The sequence below is a fragment of the Phycisphaerales bacterium AB-hyl4 genome (genome assembly GCA_041821185.1).
Classification (GTDB): Bacteria; Planctomycetota; Phycisphaerae; order Phycisphaerales; family Phycisphaeraceae; genus Natronomicrosphaera; species Natronomicrosphaera hydrolytica.
The window spans coordinates 1-25,764 of the sequence record JBGUBD010000011.1; the positions used below are offsets into that span (position 1 = coordinate 1).

The 25,764-nt window shown below is 63.6% G+C and carries 22 protein-coding genes; 6 read left to right on the plus strand and 16 right to left on the minus strand.

All coding sequences use genetic code 11. The annotated features are described in order from the left end of the window. Nucleotides 1–449 (plus strand): tyrosine-type recombinase/integrase (locus ACERK3_15380; GenBank protein MFA9479669.1); only part of this gene is annotated, 449 nt, incomplete at its 5' end. A gap of 222 nt (nucleotides 450–671) precedes the next feature. Here the strand turns inward: ACERK3_15380 and ACERK3_15385 are convergent. Genes ACERK3_15385 through ACERK3_15425 form a run of 9 tightly spaced genes read right to left on the minus strand, consistent with a single transcriptional unit; the run spans nucleotide 672 to nucleotide 7,915 of the window. Beyond that, nucleotides 672–1,154, minus strand: coding sequence for a Na+/H+ antiporter subunit E (locus tag ACERK3_15385; protein ID MFA9479670.1), 483 nt, complete (start codon nucleotides 1,152–1,154; stop codon nucleotides 672–674). Then, a complete protein-coding gene (locus ACERK3_15390; GenBank protein ID MFA9479671.1) occupies nucleotides 1,154–2,929 on the minus strand; it encodes a complex I subunit 5 family protein in 1,776 nt (591 codons plus the stop codon). Before ACERK3_15390 ends, ACERK3_15385 begins: the two co-directional genes overlap by 1 nt. A gap of 58 nt (nucleotides 2,930–2,987) precedes the next feature. After that, complete coding sequence (locus tag ACERK3_15395; protein ID MFA9479672.1) at nucleotides 2,988–4,487, minus strand: complex I subunit 5 family protein; 1,500 nt, start codon at nucleotides 4,485–4,487, stop codon at nucleotides 2,988–2,990. Further along, nucleotides 4,484–6,004: a complex I subunit 5 family protein gene (locus tag ACERK3_15400; protein ID MFA9479673.1), complete on the minus strand. Its 1,521-nt coding sequence runs from the start codon at nucleotides 6,002–6,004 to the stop codon at nucleotides 4,484–4,486. The genes ACERK3_15395 and ACERK3_15400 overlap by 4 nt, the downstream gene beginning before the upstream one ends. Then, a complete protein-coding gene (locus tag ACERK3_15405) occupies nucleotides 6,001–6,312 on the minus strand; it encodes an NADH-quinone oxidoreductase subunit K (protein MFA9479674.1) in 312 nt (103 codons plus the stop codon). The genes ACERK3_15400 and ACERK3_15405 overlap by 4 nt, the downstream gene beginning before the upstream one ends. Beyond that, nucleotides 6,309–7,076: an MnhB domain-containing protein gene (locus ACERK3_15410; GenBank protein ID MFA9479675.1), complete on the minus strand. Its 768-nt coding sequence runs from the start codon at nucleotides 7,074–7,076 to the stop codon at nucleotides 6,309–6,311. Before ACERK3_15410 ends, ACERK3_15405 begins: the two co-directional genes overlap by 4 nt. After that, nucleotides 7,073–7,318, minus strand: a complete 246-nt coding sequence (locus ACERK3_15415) for a Na(+)/H(+) antiporter subunit B (GenBank protein ID MFA9479676.1) — start codon at nucleotides 7,316–7,318, stop codon at nucleotides 7,073–7,075. The genes ACERK3_15410 and ACERK3_15415 overlap by 4 nt, the downstream gene beginning before the upstream one ends. Before the next feature lie 7 nt (nucleotides 7,319–7,325). Continuing rightward, entirely contained in the window at nucleotides 7,326–7,631 is a 306-nt protein-coding gene (locus ACERK3_15420; protein MFA9479677.1) for a cation:proton antiporter, read from the minus strand. Nucleotides 7,632–7,633: 2 nt separating this feature from the next. After that, complete coding sequence (locus tag ACERK3_15425) at nucleotides 7,634–7,915, minus strand: monovalent cation/H+ antiporter complex subunit F (protein MFA9479678.1); 282 nt, start codon at nucleotides 7,913–7,915, stop codon at nucleotides 7,634–7,636. A gap of 116 nt (nucleotides 7,916–8,031) precedes the next feature. Here ACERK3_15425 and ACERK3_15430 point away from each other — a divergent pair, with 116 nt between their 5' ends. Beyond that, nucleotides 8,032–8,505 (plus strand): TrmH family RNA methyltransferase, encoded by a 474-nt coding sequence (locus ACERK3_15430; protein ID MFA9479679.1) that lies wholly within the window; start codon nucleotides 8,032–8,034, stop codon nucleotides 8,503–8,505. A 166-nt stretch (nucleotides 8,506–8,671) separates the two neighbouring features. Here ACERK3_15430 and ACERK3_15435 read toward each other — a convergent pair whose 3' ends face one another. Next, nucleotides 8,672–10,162 carry a flagellin gene (locus ACERK3_15435; GenBank protein ID MFA9479680.1) on the minus strand — a complete coding sequence of 497 codons (1,491 nt, stop codon included), beginning with the start codon at nucleotides 10,160–10,162 and terminating at the stop codon, nucleotides 8,672–8,674. Between the two features lie 254 nt (nucleotides 10,163–10,416). Between ACERK3_15435 and ACERK3_15440 the strand changes: the two genes are divergently transcribed. Both ACERK3_15440 and pyrF read left to right on the plus strand, forming a co-directional pair. Continuing rightward, nucleotides 10,417–11,478, plus strand: coding sequence for a FecCD family ABC transporter permease (locus ACERK3_15440; protein ID MFA9479681.1), 1,062 nt, complete (start codon nucleotides 10,417–10,419; stop codon nucleotides 11,476–11,478). Nucleotides 11,479–11,569: 91 nt separating this feature from the next. Further along, nucleotides 11,570–12,454: an orotidine-5'-phosphate decarboxylase gene (gene pyrF / locus ACERK3_15445; GenBank protein ID MFA9479682.1), complete on the plus strand. Its 885-nt coding sequence runs from the start codon at nucleotides 11,570–11,572 to the stop codon at nucleotides 12,452–12,454. Between the two features lie 8 nt (nucleotides 12,455–12,462). On the opposite strand, the gene ACERK3_15450 is transcribed toward pyrF, so the two are convergent. From ACERK3_15450 to ACERK3_15460, 3 genes are all read right to left on the minus strand, one after another. Beyond that, the gene (locus ACERK3_15450; GenBank protein ID MFA9479683.1) at nucleotides 12,463–13,056 is read right to left on the minus strand and encodes a hypothetical protein; all 594 of its coding nucleotides are present in this window, start codon (nucleotides 13,054–13,056) and stop codon (nucleotides 12,463–12,465) included. Between the two features lie 261 nt (nucleotides 13,057–13,317). Beyond that, complete coding sequence (locus tag ACERK3_15455; GenBank protein MFA9479684.1) at nucleotides 13,318–13,614, minus strand: hypothetical protein; 297 nt, start codon at nucleotides 13,612–13,614, stop codon at nucleotides 13,318–13,320. Between the two features lie 42 nt (nucleotides 13,615–13,656). Further along, complete coding sequence (locus ACERK3_15460; protein MFA9479685.1) at nucleotides 13,657–16,617, minus strand: aconitate hydratase; 2,961 nt, start codon at nucleotides 16,615–16,617, stop codon at nucleotides 13,657–13,659. A 250-nt stretch (nucleotides 16,618–16,867) separates the two neighbouring features. On the opposite strand from ACERK3_15460, the gene miaA reads away from it, so the two are divergent. After that, nucleotides 16,868–17,845, plus strand: a complete 978-nt coding sequence (gene miaA / locus ACERK3_15465) for a tRNA (adenosine(37)-N6)-dimethylallyltransferase MiaA (GenBank protein ID MFA9479686.1) — start codon at nucleotides 16,868–16,870, stop codon at nucleotides 17,843–17,845. A gap of 349 nt (nucleotides 17,846–18,194) precedes the next feature. Next, nucleotides 18,195–21,035 carry a type I DNA topoisomerase gene (gene topA, locus ACERK3_15470; GenBank protein MFA9479687.1) on the plus strand — a complete coding sequence of 947 codons (2,841 nt, stop codon included), beginning with the start codon at nucleotides 18,195–18,197 and terminating at the stop codon, nucleotides 21,033–21,035. Between the two features lie 96 nt (nucleotides 21,036–21,131). On the opposite strand, the gene ACERK3_15475 is transcribed toward topA, so the two are convergent. The 3 genes from ACERK3_15475 to murB form a co-directional block, all read right to left on the minus strand. Then, nucleotides 21,132–21,617 carry a pyridoxamine 5'-phosphate oxidase family protein gene (locus tag ACERK3_15475; protein ID MFA9479688.1) on the minus strand — a complete coding sequence of 162 codons (486 nt, stop codon included), beginning with the start codon at nucleotides 21,615–21,617 and terminating at the stop codon, nucleotides 21,132–21,134. Between the two features lie 26 nt (nucleotides 21,618–21,643). Then, a complete protein-coding gene (gene uvrA / locus ACERK3_15480; protein MFA9479689.1) occupies nucleotides 21,644–24,616 on the minus strand; it encodes an excinuclease ABC subunit UvrA in 2,973 nt (990 codons plus the stop codon). A 116-nt stretch (nucleotides 24,617–24,732) separates the two neighbouring features. Then, nucleotides 24,733–25,647, minus strand: a complete 915-nt coding sequence (murB, locus tag ACERK3_15485; protein MFA9479690.1) for a UDP-N-acetylmuramate dehydrogenase — start codon at nucleotides 25,645–25,647, stop codon at nucleotides 24,733–24,735. Nucleotides 25,648–25,764: the final 117 nt, after the last annotated feature.

Genomic DNA, 25,764 nt, shown 5'->3' on the forward strand with positions numbered 1-25,764 from the left:
TCCGCATCCGGCTAAAGACCTGCCCCTCCACGGGCGAAAAGTGGACGCCGAAGCACGGCAAATGCCGCATCGTGCCATTGACGGCACGGGCCTCGGACATCCTAACCAAGGCGATGAAGCAGTCGAGTTCGCCTTGGGCTTTCCAGTCGCCAGACAGCCGAGGTCTACAGAAAGGCAAGTGGACGTACAGCCCGCTGCGGCGACGGCTGCATCTCCGGCTGCGTGAGATGCAGGCGAAGCGGCGCAGCCTGCACGTGCTGCGTCACACGGGGGCCACCTTCTATGCGAATGATGCTGGCATGCCCGTGGCGCAACTCCAGAAGTTCCTTGGCCATGAGCGCTTGGCCGAGACCCAGCGTTACCTGCACCCGTCGACCGAGGACTTGGCCGCCTCGCTCAAGCGGGTCGACTTCTCCCGCTTGGCCGGAAAAGAGGAAAAGGCCACTTAGCGAACCATCAGCGGTCGAACGTCGGACAGTAACTTTCAGATTACGTTAACGAACTCACACAAAGGCATTTATACGGCTTGAAGTTAATCCCAGCGCGTCCGGTTCCCTCTCCCTGGGAGGGAGAGGGAGTGGGAAAACGCGCTGGGAATAACTCGAAACCGTATTACAGATGGCTAAGCACAGCAACAAGAAAAAGCCCACGGATTGCATCCGTGGGCTCCCTCACCCGCGCGCACCAAACATCGCCCCCACATGCCGCTCCAACTCATCCAGCGCCCCCCGCGCATCCATCCGCCCGTCCAGTACATGCACCGCCACTTCGCCCCCGCGCAGCTCGCACGACACTGTCCCCGGCACGAGGCTCACCATGCACACGAATAAAACCCGCGCCGCCATCGACTCCATCTTCAGCGTGTAATCGATAAACGTCGGCTGAACATCCAACGGCCGACGCACCGCCCGACGCCCCACATCCACCCCGCCAAGCAACGCCTGCCTTAAAAAAAACGGCACGAACCGCATCACCGCCAGCGGATTCACCCACACCCCCGTCGGCCGCAGCAACGCCAAACTCAGCCCCGCCCCCACTGCCGCCATCGCCACACCGAACCACCACTGATACATCCCCCCCTCCGCCAGCACCCACCACAACACCGCGAACACCACAAACCGCACCACGACTGCCAGCAACCACTGTCCCATCATCACAAGCCTCCACTTCCCACACCCCGCCCCATCACCACCGCCAGCGCCAACACGAGGATCAACAGAATAAACATGATCCCCCCCGCGCCCCATCGGACGAGCACGATCTCGCCCACTGCCATCGTCTTGCTGACTTTCAGCAGCAGATAGTTCCGCATCGCAAACGCCGACTCACTTAATCGTGTCGACGCCGGGATCACCACACCCTCCCATGGCCGACGCATCAGATCAATCCCCCACCGCACGATCACCAGCGCATCCCCCGGCGGCACGCGCATCCACCACGCAATCGTCACCCCTCGCCACACCATCGCCATCAACAACAACAGCCCCAAGCCCACCGGCCAGAACGCCGCCCACATCGCGTCCCAAGCAAACTCAGGCCGCGCCGCCACCCCCGTCGGCTCCAGTCGCAACACCGTCGGCGTCACCCACGTCATCCCCACCACCAACGCCAGCAACACCAGCCAAGGCCCCCACAACCCCTGCTTGTAATCATGCTCCTCGTTACGATGCTCACGCCTCAACAACCAGAACAGACGGCCCATCAACAGTGTCGTCCCCACCGCCGCGATCGGCAACAGCAACTCCACCCAACCCAGCCACGCGTGAGGCAGATCGCCGCCAAGGTCTTTCAGCCACATCTTTGCCAGGTAACCACTGCTCAGCGGCATCCCCGCCAGGCTCAGCGCCGCCACCACCACCCCCGCGTACAACCCCACCGTCCGCCACCCACCACGCCCGCCATGCATCGCCACCCCCACCGCCAGAAACAGCGCCGCCTTCGCGAGCCCGTGATGCATCGCATACAACGCCACCACCACCACCGCCGTCGGCCAAAGCGTCGGCTCCATCAATCCCAACCCCACCCCTACCGTCATGAACCCCACCTGACTCACCGACGAATACGCCAGGTTGCTCTTCGGATCACGCTGCACCAACCCGAACAGCACGCCGACGATCGCCCCCGCAAGGCCGAAGCCGACCATCACCGCCCCGAACGCGACCATCGGCTCAACCCCGCCCGGGAAAAACCGCAACCAGCCCAACACCCCCGCTTTGATCATCGCCCCGCTGAGTACCGCGCTTGCCGGCGTCGGCGCAGCCGGGTGTGCCAAAGGCAGCCACATATGCAACGTAAACAGGCCCGCCTTCACGCCGAAGCCCACCAGCAGCAGCACCATCGTCAACGTCGCGCCCGGCTGGACCAGCACATGCTCCGCCATGCCCTCCATCGACAGGTCCGGCAGCGTCGCCGCCAACCGCAGCAACCCCACCAGCAACACCGCCTCGCCCGCCACCGACATCGCGATGTAAACCTTGCCCGCGAACAGCGAGGGCGAATCGCCCTGCAATGCCACCAGCCCGAACGCCGCGAACGTCATCAACGTGAAAAACAGGTAGAAGCTCGCAACATCAAAACTCACCACCAGCCCGAGGTTGCCCGTCATTGCCAGCAGAAACCACATCCAGAACACGTCGTGTTTCGGGTTGTCGCGCATGTACGCCGACGCATAAAACCCCGCGATCAACCACAACGTCGACACCAGCAGCGCAAACAACCGCCCCACGCCATCAAGCCCGAACGCCCCGCCCAGCAACCACCAATCGGCCCGCGCAAACAGATCCGTCGGCCAAGCCAGCGACAACACCACCGCCGGCCACGCCACCCACGGCGCCAACACCCGCGCAAGCCGACGCGTCGGCTCATCCGCGCTGAGCATCAACGCCACCACCACCGGCAGCCCCAAAATCAGCAACCACAAACTCGCCATCACCTCACCTTATCCAAGCCTCAACTCAAAACTCGAAACCAGAAACTCGAAACTCCCATCACAACCCTTCATACAACCGTCCCGCAATAATCTCCGCCACCGCCAGCGGACTGATCGGCGACGCCGCAAACACACCCGCCGCCACCGACAGCAACGCCGTCGTCACCGCCGGCGCCAGCAGCATCATCCGCGTCTCCCACCGCGCCTCCGGCATCCGCTCATCCCAAGGCCCCGCGGGCGAACGGAACCATGCCACATGCACGATTGGCAGAAAATACATTGCGTTGAGCAAACTGCTGACGATCAACACCCCCACCACCCAACCCTGCTCCGCCGCGAGCGCCCCCAACCCCAGGTACCACTTGCTCACGAACCCCGCCATCGGCGGCAGGCCGATCATCCCCAGCGCACCAACCGTAAACGCCGCCATCGTCCAGGGCATCCGCCGACCAATGCCATGCATCTCGCTGACCTTGTGCACGTGCAACGTTTCCGCGAAATTGCCCGCGCAGAAAAACAGCGTGATCTTCATCAGCCCCTGGTGCACGAGGTGCACCAGCGCCCCCACGCTCGCCAGCGGCCCCACGATCGCCGTGCCCAACGTGATATACGCCAGTTGGCTCACCGTCGAAAACGCCAACCGACGCTTCAGGTCATCCTGCATCAGCGCCCGCACCGAGCCATACACAATCGTCACCGACGCCAGCACCGCCAACGGCCCCAGCAGCCCCAACTCGTACGCCACCGGCGTGCTGAAAATCTCATACACCACCCGCACGATCCCGTACGCCCCCGCCTTCACCACCGCCACCGCGTGCAGCAGCGCGCTCACCGGCGCCGGCGCGACCATCGCCTGCGGCAGCCAGCCATGCAACGGCACCAGCGCCGCCTTCACACCCAGCCCGGCCATCATCAACACGAACATCACCCGCAACGACCACGCATGCGAATCAACAAAGTCGCTCAAAATGCCGCCAACCGCAAAGTCCGTCTCACCCGTCAGCAGCTTCAGCCAGATGATGCCCGCCAGAAACAGCGCCCCGCCCGTCAGCGTGTAGAACAGATAGTTCCGGCCCGCCAGCAACGCCGACCGCGTCCCGCGATGCACCACCAGCGGATACGTCGCCAGCGTCAGCATCTCGTAGAAAATGAAAAACGTCAGCAGGTTGCCCGCCAGCGCAATGCCCATCGTCGCGGTGACGCACAAACTGAAAAACCCGAAAAAGCGGCTACGGTACGGCGACCCCTCCAAGTACCCCACCGCATACACCGTCGTCACCAGCCACAACACCGCTGACAGCGACATGAACAAAATCGAGATCGCGTCCACGCGCAGCAGCAGCTCAAAGCCCGGCACGATCGGCAGTCGCGTCTCATACGCCACCCCCGTAAGCATCCCCACAAACACCAGCACCGTCAGCAACAGCTTCACCACCGCGCCCGCAAGGTTGAGCACCGTCCGCACCAGCACCTGATCCTCATCCAGGAAGAAGATCGCGATGCCCGTGCCCAGCGAGCTGAACAGAATCAACAAAGGCAGCCAGTACGCCCAGTTCACTCGGCCACCTCCCCCTGATGCGTCCCGACATGCGCCGCCTCAACGAACGGCGTGCCCATCTCCAGCAACGCGAACGGCTCGACCGCGCGCAAGCCAATCAATACCGCCAGCAACGCAAGCACCATCGCCGTCGCTTGCAACAGCTTCGGCACGGGCTTGAACGCCGGCGGGCTCGGCGGCAAAAACGCATACCGTATCACCATGAAAATATAAGCCGCCGTCAGCAACCCGCCACCGAGAATCACCACCGCCCACCACCACTGCCCCGTCTCGATCGCTGCACTGACCAGAAACCACTTCGCCACGAACCCCCCGCTTGGCGGCAGCCCCATCAAGCTCACCCCCGCCAGCGCGAAAGCAAACGTCGCCACCGGCAGTTCGTGCGCCATCCCCCGAAAATGTCGAATCCGATCGCTGCCTACACTCAGCAGCACCGCCGCCGCCGCGAGGAACATCGCCGACTTCGCCAGCGCATGCGATAGCATGTGATACATCCCGCCCGACCACGCACCACCATGCCAGGCCTCGCTCCCGCCGTACGGAATCGTCAACGGCACGAGCAGGAACATGTAGCCCAGTTGCGCCACCGTCGAGTAGGCGATCAACAGCTTCAGTCGGCGTTGCAGAATCGCCTGCACCGATCCGCCGACGATCGCCCCCGCCGCCAGCACGCCAACCACCTGCCCGAACGTCGGCGAAAGCAGATCCGCAAACACCACAAACCACAATCGCAGCAGCAGGTAGAACGACACCTTCACCACCAGCGCCGAAAGGATCGCGCTCACCGGCCCCGGTGCGCTCGAATGTGCAGGCGGCAGCCAGAAGTGCAACGGAAACAACGCCGTCTTCACAAACAGCCCCACACTCATCAGCGCCATCGCCATCCACGTCGCAGGCTCACCCGTCAACTGCGCGCCGATCAGGTACAGGTCCAGCGTGCCATACCGCGCGTACAGCATCGCCACGCCGAGCAAGTAACCCAGCGACGCCATCAGCGAGGCGAGCAGGTAGCGCATCGCGGCGGTGAGCACTTGCGTGTCGCGGCCGATGAGCATCAGCGCCACCGCCGACAGCCCCACCAGTTCCAACGCGATGTATAGATTGAACAAGTCCGCCGACGCGAACGCCAGGTTCATCGACGCCCACAACGTCAACCACACCGGCCAGTACCCGCCCGCCGACGACCACCGCCCCGGCCCGCTGGCTGCATGATCGCGCACGCCGAAGTAGGTCAGCGACGCCACGCTGATCGCCAGCGCCACCACCGCGGTCATCCCCAGCATGAACACGTTCAACCCGTCGACGTAAAGCTCGACGCCCAGCGGCGCGCCCCACCCGCCAAGCTCATGCCGCATCACCCCCCCGTCATACACCAGCCACGTGACCATCGCCCCCGTCACTGCGGTCGCCAGCGCAAACGCGCCCCCCACCGCCGGCGCAAGCCGACCCGGCCCCACGAACGTCGCCGCAGCGCCGAGCAACGGCAGGCAGATTGACCACACCACCAGGTCGCTCACGCGTCTCGCTCCTCCGGCAAACGCAACTGCCCGGTCCGCCGATGGATCGCCTTCGCAAGGCTGATCGCAAACGCCGTCGCCGCCACCGCCACCACGATCCCCGTAATCACCATCGCCTGCGGCACCGGGTCCGTCGTCTCCGGCTCACCCCGTCGCGTCATCGCGCCGAAGAAAAGAAACACCGCCGAGCCCATGATGTTCAACGCCATGATCTTCCGGATCAGGTGCGCATACGAAATCAAACCCCACAGCGCAAAACAGAACACGATGACCGCCGCCATCGCGTAGATCGTCGCCTGGTCCATCATCTGTCATCCCCCTCCACCGTCACCGCCTCATCGCCCGGCGAAGCCACCACCACCAGCGACCACAACGCCGCCGCAATCGACACCGTCGCCGCCACCTCCAACACAAAGATCAGCTCACCCGCCCAAGCCGTCGGCCACTGCATAAACGCCCCACCATCATCCAACATCATCAACCCCACCCACATAAACAGCACCAGCGCCAACGTGTACACGCTTCGCAACAACCAACCCGGCACGCGATGCAGGCAGTCCACCCCCGACAGCCGCGCGACCACGCCCCCGGCCGCCCACAACGCCCCCGCCTGAAACGCACCGCCCGGACCATGCGTCCCCCGCCACAGCAAGTACCCGCCCGTCATCGCCATCAGCGGAATCAACACCCCCGCCAGCCTCGGCAGCATCTCGCCATGCCCCGTCGTATTGCCAAACCCGCTCAGATCATCCGCCCGCAGTAGCACCATCGCCCCCACCATCGCCAACCACAGAATGACCAGTTCCAGCCATGTATCCATCGCGCGGTAGTTCAGCAGCACCGCGGTCACCGGGTTGGTCACGCCGCTGTCGTCCAGCGCCGCCTCCGCCTCGGCCGTCAGGTTCACCACTGGCTGCCCCGTCAACGAAAACACCACCACGCCCATCGCCCCCGCAAGCACCATCGCCAGCACCAGCGAGATCACCCGCGGCGGACGACCGACCACCAGCGTCGTCCAACCCGCGTGCCGCGATAACTCCGCCCGCCTCGTGCTCGTCTGCTCCTGTCTCATCGCTCACCGTTTCCCCGCTGAACCGCACCGACCGCTTCCAGCAACAGCGCCCCCGTGATCCCCGCGCCGATCGCCGCCTCCGCCAACGCAACGTCCGGCGAGCCCATCCGCACCCACCCCACCGCCACCATCATGCCATACACAATAAACAGCACCACCGCCGCAAACGCCCCGCGCACCGACAGCGCCGCCACCGCCAGCAGCACCACCATCAAACCCAGCAACAAATCAAGCAACACCATGACACACTCACCGCTCACCACGCGACCGCAACCCACTCAATCCCCTTAGCCCCTGCTCCGCCACAAGGTAACACGCGCTCGTCGACGCCAGCAGCACCAGCAACCAGATCATCGCCAGCTTCACCCCCACGGGCACACTCTCAACTTGAAACATCAACCCCAGCACGACAAACCCCAGCCCGAGGTTGTCCGCCTTCGTCAGCGCGTGCAGCCGACTGTGCACATCCGCAAAGCGCAGCAACCCCACCGTGCCCAGCGTAAAAAACACCAGCCCCACTATCACGAACAGCACCGTCAGCCCGTTGAGCAGCATTGTCATGATTCTTCACCCTCCGACGCCGACCCACCGCCCCACGCCCGCTGCGTAAACGCGATCGTCGCCACCGCCGCCAGCATCGCCAGCACCAGCGCCACATCGCGCACCGCCCCGATCGCCATCGCCTCGCTGAGCAGCAGCAGCACCGCCACCCCCGTCGTCCCGAACAGTTGAGCCGACAGCATCCGGTCCGCCGCCGTCGGCCCACGCAACACACGCACCATCCCCCCCGCCACATTGATCAACAGCCACGCCGTCGCTGCAAGGTAAAACCAGTTCATCACCCCCATCATAAACCACCACGCCCACACCCCCACACTCCGCGCCCCTTAAAGCCCGGGCATGGCCATGCCCGGGCTCCCCCACGCCCCTCGCCTTCACTCACTAAAATCCCCCCATGCTCCACGTCGCCCTCTACCAGCCGATGATCCCGCCCAACACCGGCGCTACTGCCCGCCAGTGCGTCGGCATGAACGCCCACCTTCACCTCGTCGGCCCCCACCGCCTCGACCTCTCCGACCATGCCGTCAAACGCGCAGGCCTCGACTACTGGCCGCACCTCATCCTCACCAAACACCCCACACCCGACGACTTCGTCGACTGGCTCGCCCGCGAAAACAAATCGCCCTGGCTCGTCACCAAACTCGGCGAGCATCGTTACGACCGCGCCCCTTACGCCGACGAAGACGTCCTGGTCTTCGGCAACGAAAAGGAAGGCATCCCCCAGGCTTGGCATGACCGTTGGCCCGACCGCCGTATCAGCGTGCCCATCCTCGGCCAGATCCGCAGCTACAACCTCGCCAACACCGTCGCCATCGTCCTCGCCCAGGCAACCTCCACCGCCGCCCTCTACCCCCCGCCCCACCCATAAAGCCCAGGCATCGCATGCCTGGGCTCCCCCCGGCTCCCCCGCGCTTCTCCCCCGTGACCCACCCACGCGCGCAAAAAAACAGGGCGATGATCCCCTCCGATCATCGCCCTGTCCTATTGGTTTTGGGGGTGTGAACGTTCCACGCTCACGATTCGCTCGTCATCGATCAGCCGAGCAACTGCAGCACCGACTGCGGCTGAGCGTTGGCCATGCCAAGCGTCTGCGTCGCCGCCGCCGCGAGAATCTGCGACCGCGTCATCTCCGCCGTCTCGGCAGCGAAGTCCGTGTCGCGGATCGCGCTCTCCGCGGCGCTGACGTTCTCCAGCGTCACGCCCAGCGAGTTGATCGTTGATCGCACGACGTTGCTCTGGAACGAGCCCAGCCGACCACGCAGCGTCGACACTTCCTTGATTGCCGCGTTGACCACGTCCTGTGCCTTGCCCAGGTCGCCGTCCACGACGTTCGCATCTCGGCCGGAGCCGAGGTCGCTCAGGAAGCCCACCGACGAGTTGCCCAGGTTCCGGGCTGCGACGTTGCCGATGCCCAGACGCACTTCGTTGTTCATGTCGACCGACGGGCCGAGGTTGAACTTCGCACCGCCGCCGGTGATCGTGCCCACCGCCAGGTTGCCCAGCGTGCCTGCCGCATCTTCGGACAGCGTGATGCTCGCGTTGAGCATATCGCTGTTGATCTGAAGGTTCAGCCCGTCGCCGCGTGCGGCCTGGCCGTTGACGAAACCGCCGACGTCCTGACCATCGCCGCGGACGATGCTGTTGGCGGCACTGAAGTCGACTTCGCTGCCGGCGTCCACTTCCGTACCACTGAGCACGGAGATCGAGCCATCCGCGCCGCCGTCGTTGACAACGCGGGCCGACACGAAGTTGCTCGAGCCGAACTCGGTCGCACGGATGACGACCGCGTTACCGCTGGCCACTGCCGACACACCGGTCACGCCCGTAAAGCTGTTGATCTGAGTGGCCATGTCGGCCGTCGACTGGCCGCTGGCGAACTCGAACAGCCGCGAGCCGTCCGCACCGCCAAGTTCAATGGCAAAGCGATCCTGCCCGGCACCGCTGCCCAGCGCCAAGCCGCCGTCAAAGTCCAGCACCAGTCCGCCGCGCTGGGCCGACTGATTGATGATCACGTTGATGTCCATCTCGTTCGAGCCGAGCTTCGCACCGTGAACCTTCAGTTCGTCCACGCCGGCGTTGAGGTTATCAACCTGGAAGTCAAAGCTTCCGTTGAGCAGCTTCGTGCCCTGGAAGCTCGTCGTCGAAGCAATTCGGTCGATGCTCTGCATGATGGCATCGATCTGCTGCTGGTTCGCTTCCTTCTCTTCACGGGAGAGGCCCGCATCATTGGCGCTCTCACCAATGAGGCTCTGCATCTCCAGCAGCATCGCGTTAATTTCCTGCAAGCCGCCCTCAGCGACGTTCACGACCTGGTCCGCGCGTTCCGCGTTGGAGATCGCAGCGTTCAACGCCGCCTGCTCCGAACGAAGGTTTTCGCTGGCGATCAGGCCCGCCGGGTCGTCCCCGCCGCGGTTGATCCGCAAGCCTGTGCTCAGCCGTTCAAGCGACTGATTCAGGCTCGTGTTCTGCTGGTTCATCACCCGCTGAGCGAGCATGGAACCGACGTTGGTGTTGATTCGACTCATCCTGGTTTTCTCCCCAAAGCCAATAAAAGGCATCTGTTCAATTCGAGCTTTGCCACACGGCGTCCCCGCTCGTCAGGCATGAACATCGTCCGCACAACACGGCAAATTCAAGCCAGTGCGCACTTTTTCACACACTTGCCGGTTATCCGGTCGCAGTAAACCGCACACGCCGCATAATCGGTACGGTTTCACACCCCCCCGGGCAAGCCTGCCTTACTTGCGGTACGCTGAACCGCTCGCAATCCGAGCCAGATATGAGCCAGGGCCTCCTCCCCAACAACACGAACCATGCCCCCCACGACCACCGCCTCGTCACACGGCTGGCCGCTCGCCGACGCGCCATCATCCTCATCACCTTGCTGACCGCCCTGGCCGCCGTCGCACTGTTCCGCCTCGCCGTCGGCTGGTCGTCGCTGGGCCTGCCCGCCGGCGAAGACGCCGCCCTCATCTGGCAGATCCGCCTCTACCGCGTCGCCATCGCCGCCACCGTCGGCGCTGCCCTCGCCGTTGCAGGCGTCGCCCTCCAGACGCTTCTGCGAAACCCCCTCGCCGAGCCTTACATCCTCGGCCTTTCCACCGGTGCCGCAGCGGGGGTCATGGCCCAATCGCTCCTCTTTTACTACATGGGCATCGCGCTGGGCGCAAGCCACCTCGGTGCGCTCGTCGGCGCGACTGCCAGCATGCTCATCGTCTTCCTCGCCAGCCGACGCCACGGCGTCCTCGACCCGCTCGGCCTCCTGCTCACAGGCGTCGTGCTCGGCACGATCAACGGCGCCATCATCATGCTCCTGAACTACCTCGCCGGCCCCGGCGGCATCCGCGACGACCTCATGCGCTGGATGATGGGCTACCTCAACGAAAGCACCGGCGGACTCAGCCTCGCGATCGTCGCCGTCGTCACCCTCGTCGGCATCGCGAGCCTGCTCGCCATGCACCGCGCCATGGACGTCGCCACACTCTCCGAAAGCGAAGCACGCAGCCTCGGCGTGCCCCTGCCAGGCCTGCGCACACTCCTGTTCCTCACCGCCAGCGTCCTCGCCGCCGGCGCGGTCGTCCTCGCGGGCCCGATCGCCTTCGTCGGCCTGATCTGCCCGCACCTCGGCCGAATCCTGCTCGGACCCCGACACGGCCCGCTGATCATCGCCTCCGCCATCCTCGGCGCAACACTCATCATCGCCGCCGACGTCGCCGCCGCGCTCATCGCGCTCGTCGGCCCGGGCATCGGACTCATGCCCATCGGCATCTTCACCGCCATCATCGGCGGCCCCGTCTTCCTCTGGATGCTCCGCCCCCACCTAGGCCGCGGCGTCGAGTAAAATCCCACCAACCTGAAAAAGGCGGCGCAGCTTTAGCTGTACCGCCCGCACACCAACCACCAACCCCTCACGCAACCCCGGAGACCTCACCATCAACGCCTTCACCGACCGCTTCCTCGCCGCCGCCGACGACAAAGGCGCCCCCGTCTGCGTCGGCCTCGATCCCGTTTACGAACGCCTCCCCGCTTCGCTCCAGCAACGCGCCGCCGACGCCGGCGCACGCGTCCACGCCATCCACAGTTTCTGCCAGGGCGTGCTGGAAGCCGTCGCTGACCACGTCCCCGCTGTGAAATTCCAGGCCGCCTGCTTCGAGCGCTACCGCGCGCCCGGCTTCGCTGTCCTGTTCGAACTCATCCAGCAGGCAAGAGAGCTTGGCCTGATCGTCATCCTCGACGCGAAGCGCGGCGACATCGGCACGAGCAGCGCCCACTACGCCGTCGGCCTCCTCGCCGACCCGCAAGGCCCCGACGCCCTGACCGTCAACGCATACCTCGGCGCAGACGGCCTCGAACCGTTCACCGATCTCGCCGCCGTCGAAGGCAAGGGCCTCTTCGCACTCGTCCGCACCTCCAACCCCGGCGGCGACGCCATCCAAGGCCTCACCCTCACCGACGGCCGAACCGTCGGCGAAGCCGTTGCCGACGTCGTCGCCGATCTCGGCAAACGCGATACCTACATCGGCGATCGTGGCTACAGCCTCCTCGGCGCGGTCGTGGGCGCAACCAAGCCCGCCGACGCCAAATCACTTCGTGATCGTATGCCGGAGCAACTGTTCCTCGTTCCCGGCTTCGGCGCGCAAGGCGGCACCGCCGACGATGTCCGCGCCTGCTTCAAGCCCGACCGCACCGGCGCAATCGTCACCGCCAGTCGCAGCGTTCTCTATGCATATGAAAAGTCAGACGTCGCCGACTGGCAGACCGCCATCGCCACAGCCGCCGGCGACCTCAATCAGCAGATCGCCGACATCCTCAAGTAAACTTTCGTTTATTCCGTCCGTCGCCAGCCGCCAGCGGAACCACGTTGCCCATTGCTTTCCGCACGGCCGGATCGCTGAAGCTTCAGTAAGATGGACTGAATCGCTTCTTCGGGTACACCGCTTTTTTCGACAATTTCAGATCGGCTGACCCAATTACCTGACTTGGTTGTGGGCAAAGCCTTTTCCACCTGATCCGCATACTGTTCCGACTGCGCCCTGCTCATTCGCTGTTTACGAACCGGCTTTTTCTCAGGGATCGCGGGCAGTGGCTGCTGTTGTGTCTGGCGAATGGCAAGCGGAACCTTCGGATCAACCGCACGAACCGCTGAAAGCACAGCCGTCGCGATATTACTCCGCACCTGTCCGAGATAATCCTGATTGGCCTGCTCCCTCGCTTCTTCCAGCGAGCGAAGGCCATCCTTCACCGATTGCAGGCTCGACTTGGGCAATTGATCTGACTTGGCCAACAACTCTTCCAGACTCTTAATCTGATCATCAAACACGGTGGCAGGCTGTTCAAGCAAAGGCTCAATCGCTTTACGCAAAGCGTCGCCGATCTTGTTCTGAATACTGGCTGTATCGGTAGCAGGCTGTCTACTCATATTTAATCATCCAATTCAAATTATTGTTGAAGGTTGTTTTATCTAAAGAATAGATTGGTTTACTTACAAATGCCAATTGAACGAGTTCCATGCAAATAACGGTCGAGCAGCGACAAATCGTGGGCGATTTCTGCCTCATGTATTGAAACGAGTATAGCGGCGCCCTCAGGCAAGGCCGAACCAATTATCAAGATGTCGCCAATACGATAGTAAGCGAAGACGCGTCTGATACCGAATTTGCGGCTGTGTCGATAATGCCGTTCATGGCAACACCACAAGAAACAAGAATGCGAGCATGATAAGAATACACACCGCAATACCCACTCGGCTCCAGCGGGTTTCGCTGTGGGCTTGCCACGCTTCCGTCGGAAACAGTTCGCCGCAGTGGTAGCAGCGGTCAGCGAACGCAAGCAATTCCGTGCCACACTTAGGGCATGGCGTCGTGTCATTTTCGCCGTCGTCGCGATCGAACAGGTGAGCGTCGTGCTCGCCCGGACCTTCATCGTCAAAGTAGCCGTCTTTGCTCATGAGTGGGTCGTCGTCATGTAAGAAGCCCACGGATTGAATCCGTGGGCTTCGTGGTGACTGTTGAAAATAAGATCAGTCTTGCGCCATCCGCCGCAGCACGGTGTGAAGAATGCCGCCGTTGCGGTAATACTCCACCTCGACCGGCGTGTCGATGCGGCAAATCGCTTCGAACTTAATCGCCTTGCCGTCGGCCTTCGTCGCAATCACAGGCACGGCCTGGCCGGGCTTAAGGTCGGGGTCGACAGCAATGTCAAACGTCTCCGTCCCATCAAGCCCCAGCGTGTCAGCGGTCTGCCCCTGGGCATACTGCAACGGCAACACCCCCATGCCCACGAGATTGCTGCGATGAATGCGCTCATAGCTCTCAGCGATGACCGCCTTCACCCCGAGCAGGTACGTGCCCTTCGCCGCCCAGTCGCGCGATGAGCCCATACCGTAGTCCTTGCCGGCGAGCACGATCAGCGGCGTCCCGTCGGGGCGGCGGTTCACCTCCGACTCACTCGTCTGACAAGCGCCATAATGCACCGAAGCGTTGAAGATGCTCGTCACTTCGCCCTTCTTCACCGGGGTCACACCGGCCACGCTCGGCACGGCAGCGCCGCCGTCGCCCTGGAACGTCGTCACCCCGCCTTCCGTACCCGGAGCGAGCTGGTTGCGAACGCGTACGTTGGCGAACGTGCCACGAACCATCACGCGGTCATTGCCGCGCCGCGAGCCGTAGCTGTTGAACATGCTCACCGGCACGCCGTTGGCAGTGAGGTACTGTCCTGCGGGCGCGTCGGTCTTGATCGCACCCGCGGGGCTGATGTGGTCGGTCGTGACCGAATCGCCCAGCTTCGCCAGGCAGCGCGCCCCATGCACCGACGCGATCGGCTTGATGTCCGGACCAAGGCCCACGAAAAATGGCGGGCTTTGCACGTAAGTCGACTTCTCGTCCCAGTCATACAACTCGCCCGTAGACGTCTCAACGTTTTGCCATTCTTCAGAGCCCTTGAACACGTCGGCGTACTGCTCGATGAACTGCTCGCGCGTCAGCGCCGCCTCCACCGTCTGTTGCACTTCGTTCTGCGTCGGCCAGATGTCGCGCAGGTACACCGGCTTGCCGTCTTTGCTCGTGCCGATCGGCTCGTTCAGCAAATCGATATCGACCGTGCCGGCGATCGCGTACGCGACGACCAGCGGCGGGCTGGCGAGGTAGTTCGCCTTCACGTCCGGGTTGATACGACCCTCGAAGTTGCGATTGCCCGACAGCACGCTCGACGCGACGATGTCGCCCTGCTGAATCGCTTTGCTGATCGTCTCCGGCAGCGGCCCGGAGTTGCCGATGCACGTCGTGCAACCATAGCCCACGAGGTTGAACCCCAACGCGTTGAGGTCTTCGGTCAGGCCCGCCTTGTTGTAGTACTCGGTCACGACCTTCGAGCCCGGCGCGAGCGACGTCTTCACCCAGGGCTTGCGGTTGAGCCCGAGCTGCCGGGCCTTCCGTGCGACCAGCCCTGCGGCGATCATCACTTCCGGGTTGCTCGTGTTTGTGCAGCTGGTGATCGCTGCGATCACCACCGCGCCATGCGCCAGCTTGAATGACTGACCTTCGAACTGCACATCCACGCCCGCGTCCGGCCGAAGCTGCGGCGACGCGACGGCAACCTTCGACGCTGCCGCCTCATCCGGGTCATCCTCCGACACACCCGAGCCGCGATGGTTCGCTTCGGGGTTGGGCATGTTGCCCACCTGTCCCGCCGGCTCGCCGCCGTCTTCCACCCAGCCGCCGACGGGGTTATGCATCAGCGTCGTCGTGTCGACGTCAAACGTCTTCGCCAGGTCCGACCACCACTGCCGTTTCATGTCCGACAGGCTGATGCGATCCTGCGGCCGACGTGGGCCGGCGAGCGACGGCTCGACCGTCCCCATATCCAACTCAAGCTGATCGAGATACGCAATGTCATGCGACTCGTCCCGCCAAAGGCCTTGCAGCTTGCAGTACTGCTCGACCGTGTCGATGAGCTTGCGGTCCCGGCCGGTCAGTTCCATGTACTTGATCGTCTGCTCGTCGACGGGGAAGAAGCCCATCGTCGCGCCATACTCCGGCGCCATGTTGGCGATCGTCGCGCGGTTGGCCAGCGGCATGTCCGCCAGACCGGGGCCGAAGAACTCGACGAACTTGCCGACCACGCCGTGAGCACGGAGCATCTGCGTCACGCGGAGCACGAGGTCGGTGGCGGTCGCGCCTTCCGGCAGTTTGCCGGTGAGCTTGAAGCCGACCACTTCGGGCACGAGCATGTAGACCGGCTGGCCGAGCATGACGGCCTCGGCTTCGATGCCGCCCACGCCCCAGCCGACCACACCCAGGCCGTTGATCATCGTCGTGTGGCTGTCCGTGCCGACAAGCGAGTCGGGGTAGAGCACCGCGTCCTGGCCGGGCACCGCGTCGCCGTCCCAGACGACCTTAGCGAGATATTCAAGGTTGACCTGGTGCACGATGCCCGTGGCCGGGGGCACGACGCGGAAGTTGTCGAACGCCTGCTGGCCCCACTTGAGGAACTGGTAGCGTTCGTTGTTGCGCTCGAACTCTTTCTGGCTGTTGATCGTCAACGCCATGCCCGACGCGAACGCGTCCACCTGCACCGAGTGGTCGATGACCAGGTCGCAGGGTACGAGCGGGTTGACCTTCTTCGCGTTCGCCTTGTCGCCGGTCATCTTGACGATGCCTTCGCGCATGGCGGCAAGGTCAACCACCGCCGGCACGCCGGTGAAGTCCTGCAACACCACTCGGCCGGGCTTGAACGGAATCTCCTGCTTGCCCGCGACGGTCGCGTCATAGCCCGCCAACGCCTTAACGTGGTCTTCCGTCACGATGAAGCCGTCGACGTTCCGCAGGCAGGCCTCCAGCAGCACCTTGATCGAGTAAGGCAGCCGATCCACCTCGCCCACGCCCCGCACGGCGTCAAGCTTGTAAATCGCCCGCTTGCCCAGCGGAGTATCAATGGTCTGGCGAGCCTTGAACGGGTCCTGTACGGGGCGATTCTCTGGCAAGGGTGGGCCTCTTTCGTCTGCTTATGCGGTTGGGTTGGACAGTTAAGAACGGCATTCTAGCATCGCAGGCCCGGCGGTTCGAACCCAAACTCAAGTACGCCCCGGCTACGGCATCTGAGCAAACGTGCGTTAAGAACCAATAGCCCTCGGCGGAAGCCGGGGGTTGGTCGCGAAAACGACGACCGCACAGCGTCCAAAACCTCCGGCTTCCGCCGGAGGCTATTCGTTATTGACCGTACAATCCCCCTGCATGAATGATCGTCGCACCATCGTGATCCTCGGCCCGACCGCTGGCGGCAAGAGCGAGTTGGCCGTGGCCCTTGCCGAGCAACTCGACGGCGAGGTCCTCGGCGCGGACTCCATGCAGGTCTACCGCCACCTCGACGCCGGCACCGCCAAGCCTGAGCCCGAGCTGCGCGGCCGCGTGCCGCATCACCTGATCGACATCGTCGAGCCGACCGACCGCTTCACCGCCGCCGACTGGCTGGAACGCGCCCGCACGACCATCGCCGACCTGCACGCGCGTGGCAAGCGCGCCATCGTCGTCGGCGGCACGAACCTCTATCTCAAACTCCTGCTCGAAGGCATGTTCGACGCGCCCGCCCCCGGCACGCCCGGCGAATCGCCCGCCTTCCGCGCCACACTCGAGCCGATCGCCGCTGCGGACCTGCACGCCCGCCTGCAACAGGTCGACCCCGTCGCCGCTGACCGCATCCATCTCAACGACCGCAAACGCCTCGTCCGCGCGCTCGAAGTCCACCACCTCACCGGCCAACCCATCAGCACCCTGCAGACGCAATGGGGCCAAGCTCAAAACGCGAAACTTGAAACTCGAAACTTCACCCTCGTCGGCCTCGACTGGCCACGCGAGGCGATCAACCAGCGCATCAACCAGCGGGTGAAGGTGATGTTCGCGCCCGACGTCGGTGAGCCGCTGCCCGACGAGGTCCGCCGACTCGAAGCCGACGGCTTGCTCGGGCCGCAGGCGCGCGAAGCGCTGGGCTACAAGCAGGTGCTCGCCGCGCTTGCCGCTGAGCAAGGCAACGCGATCGACCGCCGCATCCACACGATGGACGACGCCTTCGAGCAGACAAAGGTGCTCACCCGCCGCTTTGCGAAGCAGCAGCGCACCTGGCTTCGACGATACGAGAACGTCCACTGGCTGCCCGCGACCGAACTGACCATGTCCGCCCTGACCGAGCGAGCCCTGGCCGCGTCACGGCAATAATCAGAGCATCGCCAGCCATGTTTAGCCCACGCGCCCACGCGTGGACGGTTCCGGGAGGTGGGGTTCCGGGGGGGGGGGCTCCGGGGGGCTTCCGATCGGCGATCTGAGGCGAATCCGAACGCCGACGGCAGGCCTGTCGTATGCAGCGCAAGCCCAGCCGCCAAGTGACGCGGCATACCACCGGGCTTCGCCATGATACGCAAACATAATCCAAATAATAACTTATAAACGAAACCGCAAATCCGGCTTGACAATCGCCCAATCCGCTGCTCAAGTGTCACGCCACCCTACCGGGCCGAAAGTCACAAACGTCGGCCCGTAAATGACCGATGAGAACCGCGGGCAACCGATGGCCAAAAAACGTTCCACAACCCGTTCCACGAAGAGCCGCGCCAACGGCAGCGGCAAGTCTTCGCGCAGCCAGAAGGCGCCCGACGCCACCGGCAAGCACCTGGTCATCGTCGAAAGCCCGACGAAGGCCCGCACCATCAACCGCTATCTCGGGCCCGACTATGTCGTCATGGCCAGCGTCGGCCACGTCCGCGATCTGCCCAGCCGGGCCCCCAAGGGTGAGAAGCAGGAAGTGCCCGGCGTCGACCTCGAACACGATTTCGAGCCGACCTACGACATCCTCCCGGATAAAAAGAAGACCGTCACCGAACTTCGCAAAGCCGCGAAAAACGCCACTGACATCTGGTTCGCGACCGACCTCGACCGTGAGGGCGAAGCCATTGCCTGGCACCTCGCCGAGGCGTTGGGCATCAATACTGAGCACGCCAAGCGCGTCGTCTTCAACGCGATCACCAAGGGCGAAATCGACCGAGCCTTCCACGAGCCGCGCAACATCGACCAGGCCATGGTCGACGCGCAGCAGGCCCGCCGTATCCTCGACCGCATCGTCGGCTACCAGGTCTCGCCGCTGCTCTGGAAGAAGGTGGCAGGCGGACTGAGCGCCGGCCGTGTGCAGTCGGTCGCGACCCGCCTCGTCGTCGAACGCGAGCGAGAGATCGAAGCGTTCGTGCCCGACGAGTACTGGCGGATCACCGGCCTCTTCGCCACTCGCCTCGACGACGCCGACAAGCTCGCCCCCCAGTGGCAGGAATTTCTCACCAGCTACGAAGAAAAGCCGCGCACCGTCCGCGAGCAGAACGCCTGGCTGAGCGAGCATGACTGCCTCCGCGCCGAGTTGACCGAGTTGCAGGGCAAGCCCTTCGAGACCGACAACCGCGACGATGCACGCAAGGCCGCCGAGTTGCTCGGCTTCGTGCTCGACAACGCGGAAGAAAAGACCGACGACAAAGCCAAAGGCTCCGCGAAAAACATCGTCCGCTACCTCGGCCACGTCGGCGACGATCGCCCCGACTACGCCATCGAGTCCATCCAGACCAAGCGCAGCACCAGCAAGCCCGGTGCACCATTTATCACCAGCACCATGCAGCAGGCCGCGGCCAACCGGCTCGGCTTCCAGTTGCAGCGCACGATGCGCCTCGCCCAACAGCTTTATGAAGGCATCAACCTTGGCGGCGCTCGCGGGCAGACGGGCCTGATCACCTACATGCGTACCGACTCGACACACCTGTCAGGCGACGCGCTGAACATGGCCCGCAAGTTCGTCAGCGATACGCACGGCGAGCAATACCTTCCCGAAAAGCCCAACTTCTACAGCTCCAGCAACAAGTCGGCACAGGAAGCTCACGAAGCCATCCGCCCCACCGACGTCACGCTCACACCGCAGTCGATCCGCAGCGCGCTCAACGATGAGCAGTACAAGCTCTACGACCTCATCTGGCGTCGCTTCGTCGCCTGCCAGATGACGCCCGCGCAGTGGGACTCGACCACCATCATGATCGCCGCCAAGGCGAAGAGTGACGCCTCGGACCTCGCCCGCTTCAAAGCCACCGGCCGCAAGCTCGTCTTCGACGGCTTCTATAAAGTCATGGGCGTGCCCACTGGCGATGACGTCGTGCTGCCGGAGCTGGAAGAGCAGCAGCCGCTCGCGCCGATCGTCATCGACCCGACGCAGCACTTCACCAGCCCGCCGGCCCGCTACACCGAAGCCTCGCTTCAAAAGAAGCTCGAAGAAGAGGGCATCGGTCGGCCGTCGACTTACGCCGCGATCATCCAGACAATCCAGGACCGCGAGTACGTCACCTCGGTCGCGCCGCGCGATCGGCGACTCATGGCCACCGACCTGGGCATGGTCGTCACCGACATGCTCGTTGAAGCGTTCCCCAAAGTGATGGACGTCGCGTACACCCGCGAGATGGAAGCCGAGCTCGACCATATCGAAGATGAACGCCACGACTGGCGGAAAATGCTTCGCGAGTTCTATGGCCCGTTCCGCGAGAAACTCGAAAAAGCCCACGATCAACTGCAACACGCCAAGGCCGCGTCGATGCCCGCGCCCTACAAATGCCCCAAGTGCGGCGCGGCGACGGAGTACCGCTTCGGCAAGAACGGTCGATTCCTCTCGTGCACGCGTTTCAACGTGCCGCCCGTCGAAGTGAAGGTGCACGATCAGCCGGGCAAGTACCTGCTCTATAAAGCCAAGGGCAAAGCTCGGCCGAAGATCGTCAGCGAAGACGGCAGCACAAAGATCGGCTGGACCAAGCTCAACGCGGAAGAGAAGAAGAAGTTTCAGCAGATCAGCGACGAGATGGAAACCTGCGACTACGCCGCGCCGATCGACCGCGACGGCAAGCCGATGGAGCCGCAGCTTTCCGACATCGCCTGCCCTGAGTGTGGCGGCGAGATGACCAAGCGCACCGGCCGATTCGGCGCGTTCCTCGGCTGCGTCAACTACCCGCAGTGCAAAGGCATCGTCAAGCTCGACCCGAAGAAGCAGACGGTCATCCTGCCCAAGACCGAGCCTTACACGACCGACGTGCCCTGCCCGAAGTGCGACTCGCCCCTGTACCTTCGCGAGTCGAAGCGCGGGCTGTGGCTAAGCTGCTCGACGTTCCCGAAATGTCGCGGTCGTGTGGGCTTCAGCACGCTTGAGGAAGACAAGCAGGCCGAGCTGGAAAAAATCTGGGCCGAGCACGAAAAGCAGAACCCGCGCCCCGTCATTCGCACGGTCAATGGTGAAGTGGTACCGGAAGGCTACCTGCCGAAGATCGCCGGCGAAGGCGAAGACGACTCAAGTAGTGACGGCCAACTCGAAGACGCGCCCAGTTCCGACGCGGCGTGACAGCACCAATGCAGATTAAGTTAGCCGCGAAGCAAAGCGGAGCGCGGTTCGTGAGTGTATATCTACGTGGCACGCTCCGCTGTGCTTCGCGGCTAATTATTTGAGTTCTGCCTCAACCTTGAAGCCGAAGCCGCGGCGGTTGTCGATCCAGCGGACCCACGTTGGCTGAAAACGATAGAACTGTTGCGACTCAATCAACTCGCGGAAGCGCGGGTTTTCCGCGAGGTCGGCGAACTTGTCTACAAATGCGTTCCAGGCACGATGACGATCAAGATCGGCTTCGACGAGCACGGCTCGGCCGCGCATTTGAAGGCCGTGAATATTCATCGGCCGATCGTCGTGGCCGTAGACCGTTACCGCGACGTTCGGCCGAGCGGCAAGGTTGCGACTATGGCCCGACTTCGGGCTGGAGACCCAGTAAAACCGCAAGTCATCATCATGTGCGAACTGGACATTGGCGGCGTGCGGGTCGCCCTGCTCGCCAACGGTGGCGAGGCTGGCGGTACGGGCGTGGTGTAGGAACGTAGCCACCTGGCGTGCGATGGCCGGTGGAAAATGCAACGACAATTGTGTTTCAACCATGATTTTGGACCCTGGCTGAAAGCTTATCACACCTTGGCCGACTGCGGGAGGTACTTGCGCAGAAACGCGCCGGTGTAAGAAGCTTCATGGTCGGCAAGCTGTTCGGGCGTGCCGGCGACGACGATCTCGCCGCCGCGGTCGCCGCCTTCGGGGCCGAGGTCGATGACCCAGTCGGCACATTTGATGACGTCGATGTTGTGTTCGATGACGACGATGGTGTTGCCCGCGTCGGCGAGGCGGTGCAGCACGGTGAGCAACTTTTCAACGTCGGCGAAGTGCAGGCCGGTCGTGGGTTCGTCGAGGATGTAGAGCGTGTGGCCGGTGGATCGCTTGCCCAGCTCGGTGGCGAGCTTGACGCGCTGCGCCTCGCCGCCGGAGAGGGTGGTGGACGCCTGTCCGAGTTGCACATAGCTGAGGCCGACGTCATTTAATGCCGTGAGCAGTCGCTTCACGTCGGGGAAGTTCTCGAAGAACGCGAGCGCATCTTCGACGGTCATGTCGAGCACGTCGGAGATGTTTTTGCCGCGGTAGGTGATTTCGAGCGTTTCGCGGTTGTAGCGTTTGCCTTTGCACACTTCGCATTCGACATAAACGTCGGGGAGGAAGTGCATCTCGATTTTTTTCGTGCCCTGCCCCTGGCAGGATTCGCAGCGGCCGCCCTTGACGTTGAAGGAGAATCGGCCGGGCTTGTAGCCGCGGATCTTGGATTCTTTCGTCTTGGTGAACAAGTCGCGGATGAGATCGAACACGCCGGTGTAGGTGGCAGGGTTAGAGCGCGGCGTTCGGCCGATGGGCGATTGATCGACATCAATAATGCGCTCGATGTTTTCAATGCCGTCGAGCTTGTCGTGTGCACCGGGCTTGTCGCGTGAGGCGAGCAACGCACGGCGGGCGGCGCGGAAGAGAATCTGATTAACGAGGGTGGACTTGCCCGAGCCGGACACGCCGGTGACGAGCACGAGGCCGCCGAGCGGGAAGTCGATGTCGACGTTTTTTAGATTGTTCTCGCGAGCGCCTTTGATGCTCAGCGGGTTGTCGTGGTTCAGCTCACGCCGTGGTTCGGGCACGACGATCTCAGTGCGGCCGCTGAGGTAGGCGGCGGTGAGCGATGTGCGGTGCTTCATGACCTGGGCAAGCGTGCCCTGGGCGACGACTTCGCCGCCGTGCCTGCCGGGGCCGGGGCCGATGTCGATCAGGTGGTCGGCTGCGCGGATGGTGTCTTCGTCGTGCTCGACGACGATGACGGTGTTGCCGATGTCGGTGAGGTGTCGGAGCGTAGCGATAAGTCGGTCGTTGTCGCGCTGGTGCAGTCCGATGGTTGGCTCGTCGAGCACGTAGCAGCAGCCGACGAGGCCCGAGCCGACTTGCGTGGCGAGTCGGATGCGTTGGCCCTCGCCGCCGGAGAGAGTGCCGGTCGCGCGGTTGAGGTTGAGGTAGCCGAGCCCGACGGAGAGCATGAAGCCGAGGCGGGCGCGGATTTCCTTGAGGATCGGCGCTGCGATGGTGGTGTGCTCTTTGTTGAGTTTGAGCGCGTCAAAGAACGCGCCGGCCTGCTCGATGGTCATCGAGGTGACGTCGTGAATGTTGTAATAGCCCTTTGACGCCCACGGCGTCACGCCGTGGGCGTCGCCCTCGATGAACACATGCAGCGCTTCGGTGCGCAGGCGGGCGCCGTGACATGTTTCGCAAGGTGCTTCGGAGAGGTAGTTGTGCAGGCGGGCCTTGACGAATTCGCTGTCGGTGTTTTCGAAGCGCCGCTGAAGGCTGGGCACGACGCCCTCGAAGTGCGCGTCATATTTCGCTTCATCGCGCGGCGACGTGCCGTGCATGAGGATGCGTGTCACGGCCTTGCCGAGCTTCTTGAACGGGGTCTGCGGGCTGACATCGAAATCGCGGCAGAACTGGCGGATGACGCGGTTGTAGTAGATGTTCATCCGCTTGCCGTTCTTCCGCCAGGCTTCGATCGCGCCGTCGGCCAGCGACAGCTCGCCGTTCGCGACGATCAACTCGGGGTCGAACTCAAGAATCGTGCCCAACCCGCCGCAACTCGGGCATGCGCCGTAAGGCGAGTTGAACGAGAACAGCCTCGGCTCAAGGTCTTCCAGACTGCATTCAGGATGCTCCGGGCAGGCGTACTTTTCGCTGAAGAGTTGATCCTGCCACGAACCGGCCTTCGCGTTGCCGGCCCCCGACGGTGGTTGAGAGCTGATGAGCACGAGGCCTTCGGCAAGCTTCAAGGCAAGCTCGACTGAGTCGGCGATGCGCGATCGCAGGCCCGATGGCTCGCCGTTGCCCTCGGCGGGGCCTTCTTCGCGGACGACGATGCGGTCGATCACGGCTTCGATGGTATGCGCCTGGTAGCGTGCTTTTTTCGTGGTGAAGGGCGTGCCGGCTTTGCTCTGGCTGATTTCGCGCAGGTCCATCACCTCGCCGTCGACGCGAGCGCGGACGAAGCCCTGGCGGGTCATGGCCTCGAAGACTTCTTTGTGGTGGCCTTTCTTGCCGCGGACCAGCGGGGCCATGACCATGAGCTTCGTACCCTCGGGCAGGCTGAGCACCTGGTCGACGATCTGCGTGGCCGACTGGCTGGCGATGGGCTGGCCGCAGGTCTTGCCCTTTTCGTCGACATGCCAGCAGCGAGGCTGGCCGACGCGAGCGAACAGCAGGCGGAGGTAGTCGTAGATCTCTGTCGTCGTCGCGACGGTGGAGCGCGGGTTGTGGCTGGCGGAGCGCTGCTCGATGGCGATCGTCGGCGGGAGGCCTTCGATCGATTCGACGTCGGGCTTTTGCAGTTGATCGAGAAACTGCCGCGCGTACGCCGACAGCGATTCGATGTACTTGCGCTGTCCCTCGGCGTAGATCGTGTCGAAGGCGAGGGTGGATTTGCCGCTGCCGGACAGCCCCGTGATGACCACGAGTTTGTCGCGCGGAATGTCAATGTCCATGCCCTTGAGGTTGTGCTCACGGGCATTGCGGATGGAGATCGTTGTCAGGGCCATGGCAGTCGTACGCAACCGGGGGTGGGGTAGGTCGGTTAGGGTTTCGTACGAGTATGATAGCCGATGAAATCAGCGGCAACAGGCCCGCCGGTTTAATCCGCGAATCGCCCTTCGTCTCACGGCCACACGACGACTTCGCGTTCGAGCTCGACGTCGAAACGCTCGCGAACCGTCTGCTGGACGTGGCTGATCACCGCGAGCACGTCGGCGGCGGTAGCGCCCTCGTCAGCGGCGATGAAATTGGCGTGCACCTCGGAAACGTGAGCCCGGCCGTGGCGGTAGCCCTTGAGCCCGGCCTGGTCGATGAGCTTGCCGGCCCCCGCGCCGTCGGCGGCCTCGGCGGGCGGATTCTTGAACGCGCAGCCGGCGGAGGCAGCGCCCATCGGCTGACTGTTTTTCTTGTAGAAGAAAATTTCCTTCACCCGCTTCATCAGCGTTTCAGGGTCGTCCTCTTCCAACGCGAACTCGACCTGAAGGATTAGCGGCGCGACGATGTTCGTCTTGCGATAGCTGAACACCAGGTCGGCGCGGTCGCGGTAGTAGACCTGTCCGTTGCCTGACATGACCTGCACTCGGCTGACGCTGGAGCCGATGTCGCCGTAGGCTCCCCCGGCGTTCATCCGAACCGCTCCGCCGACGCTCGCCGGGATGCCCGCCACGGTTTCCAGGCCGGCGAGCCCCTCCCGGGTCGAGTCGAGCACGAGCTTGAACAGGTCGGCCCCCGCACCGACGCGGAGCATCGTGCCCTCGCGCTCGACGTTCGTAAACGCCGGCTCACTGAGTTGCACGACCACGCCGGGCACGCCTTCATCGGACACGAGCAGGTTCGCACCGCTGCCGAGCACGCGCAGCGGCACGTTTGCCTCATGGCAACGGACCGCCAGTTCGCCGAGTTGGGCGATGGACGCGGGGGTGGCGAGCACCTCGGCGGGGCCGCCTACGCCGTACCACGTCTTCGGGCCCAGCGGCACGTTGCGTTCGTGGGCGATGTTGAGGTCTGCCAGCAGATCGTCGGTCACGAGCTTGGTCATTACGAGCAGGTCCTTTGGGCGGGCACGACAAGGAAGGGCATCTGAATTGCTATCGGCTGCCGGGACGTACCACGTTGAATCGCCTCGTTAACTTCGAAGCCACCGCGTCGATCACGT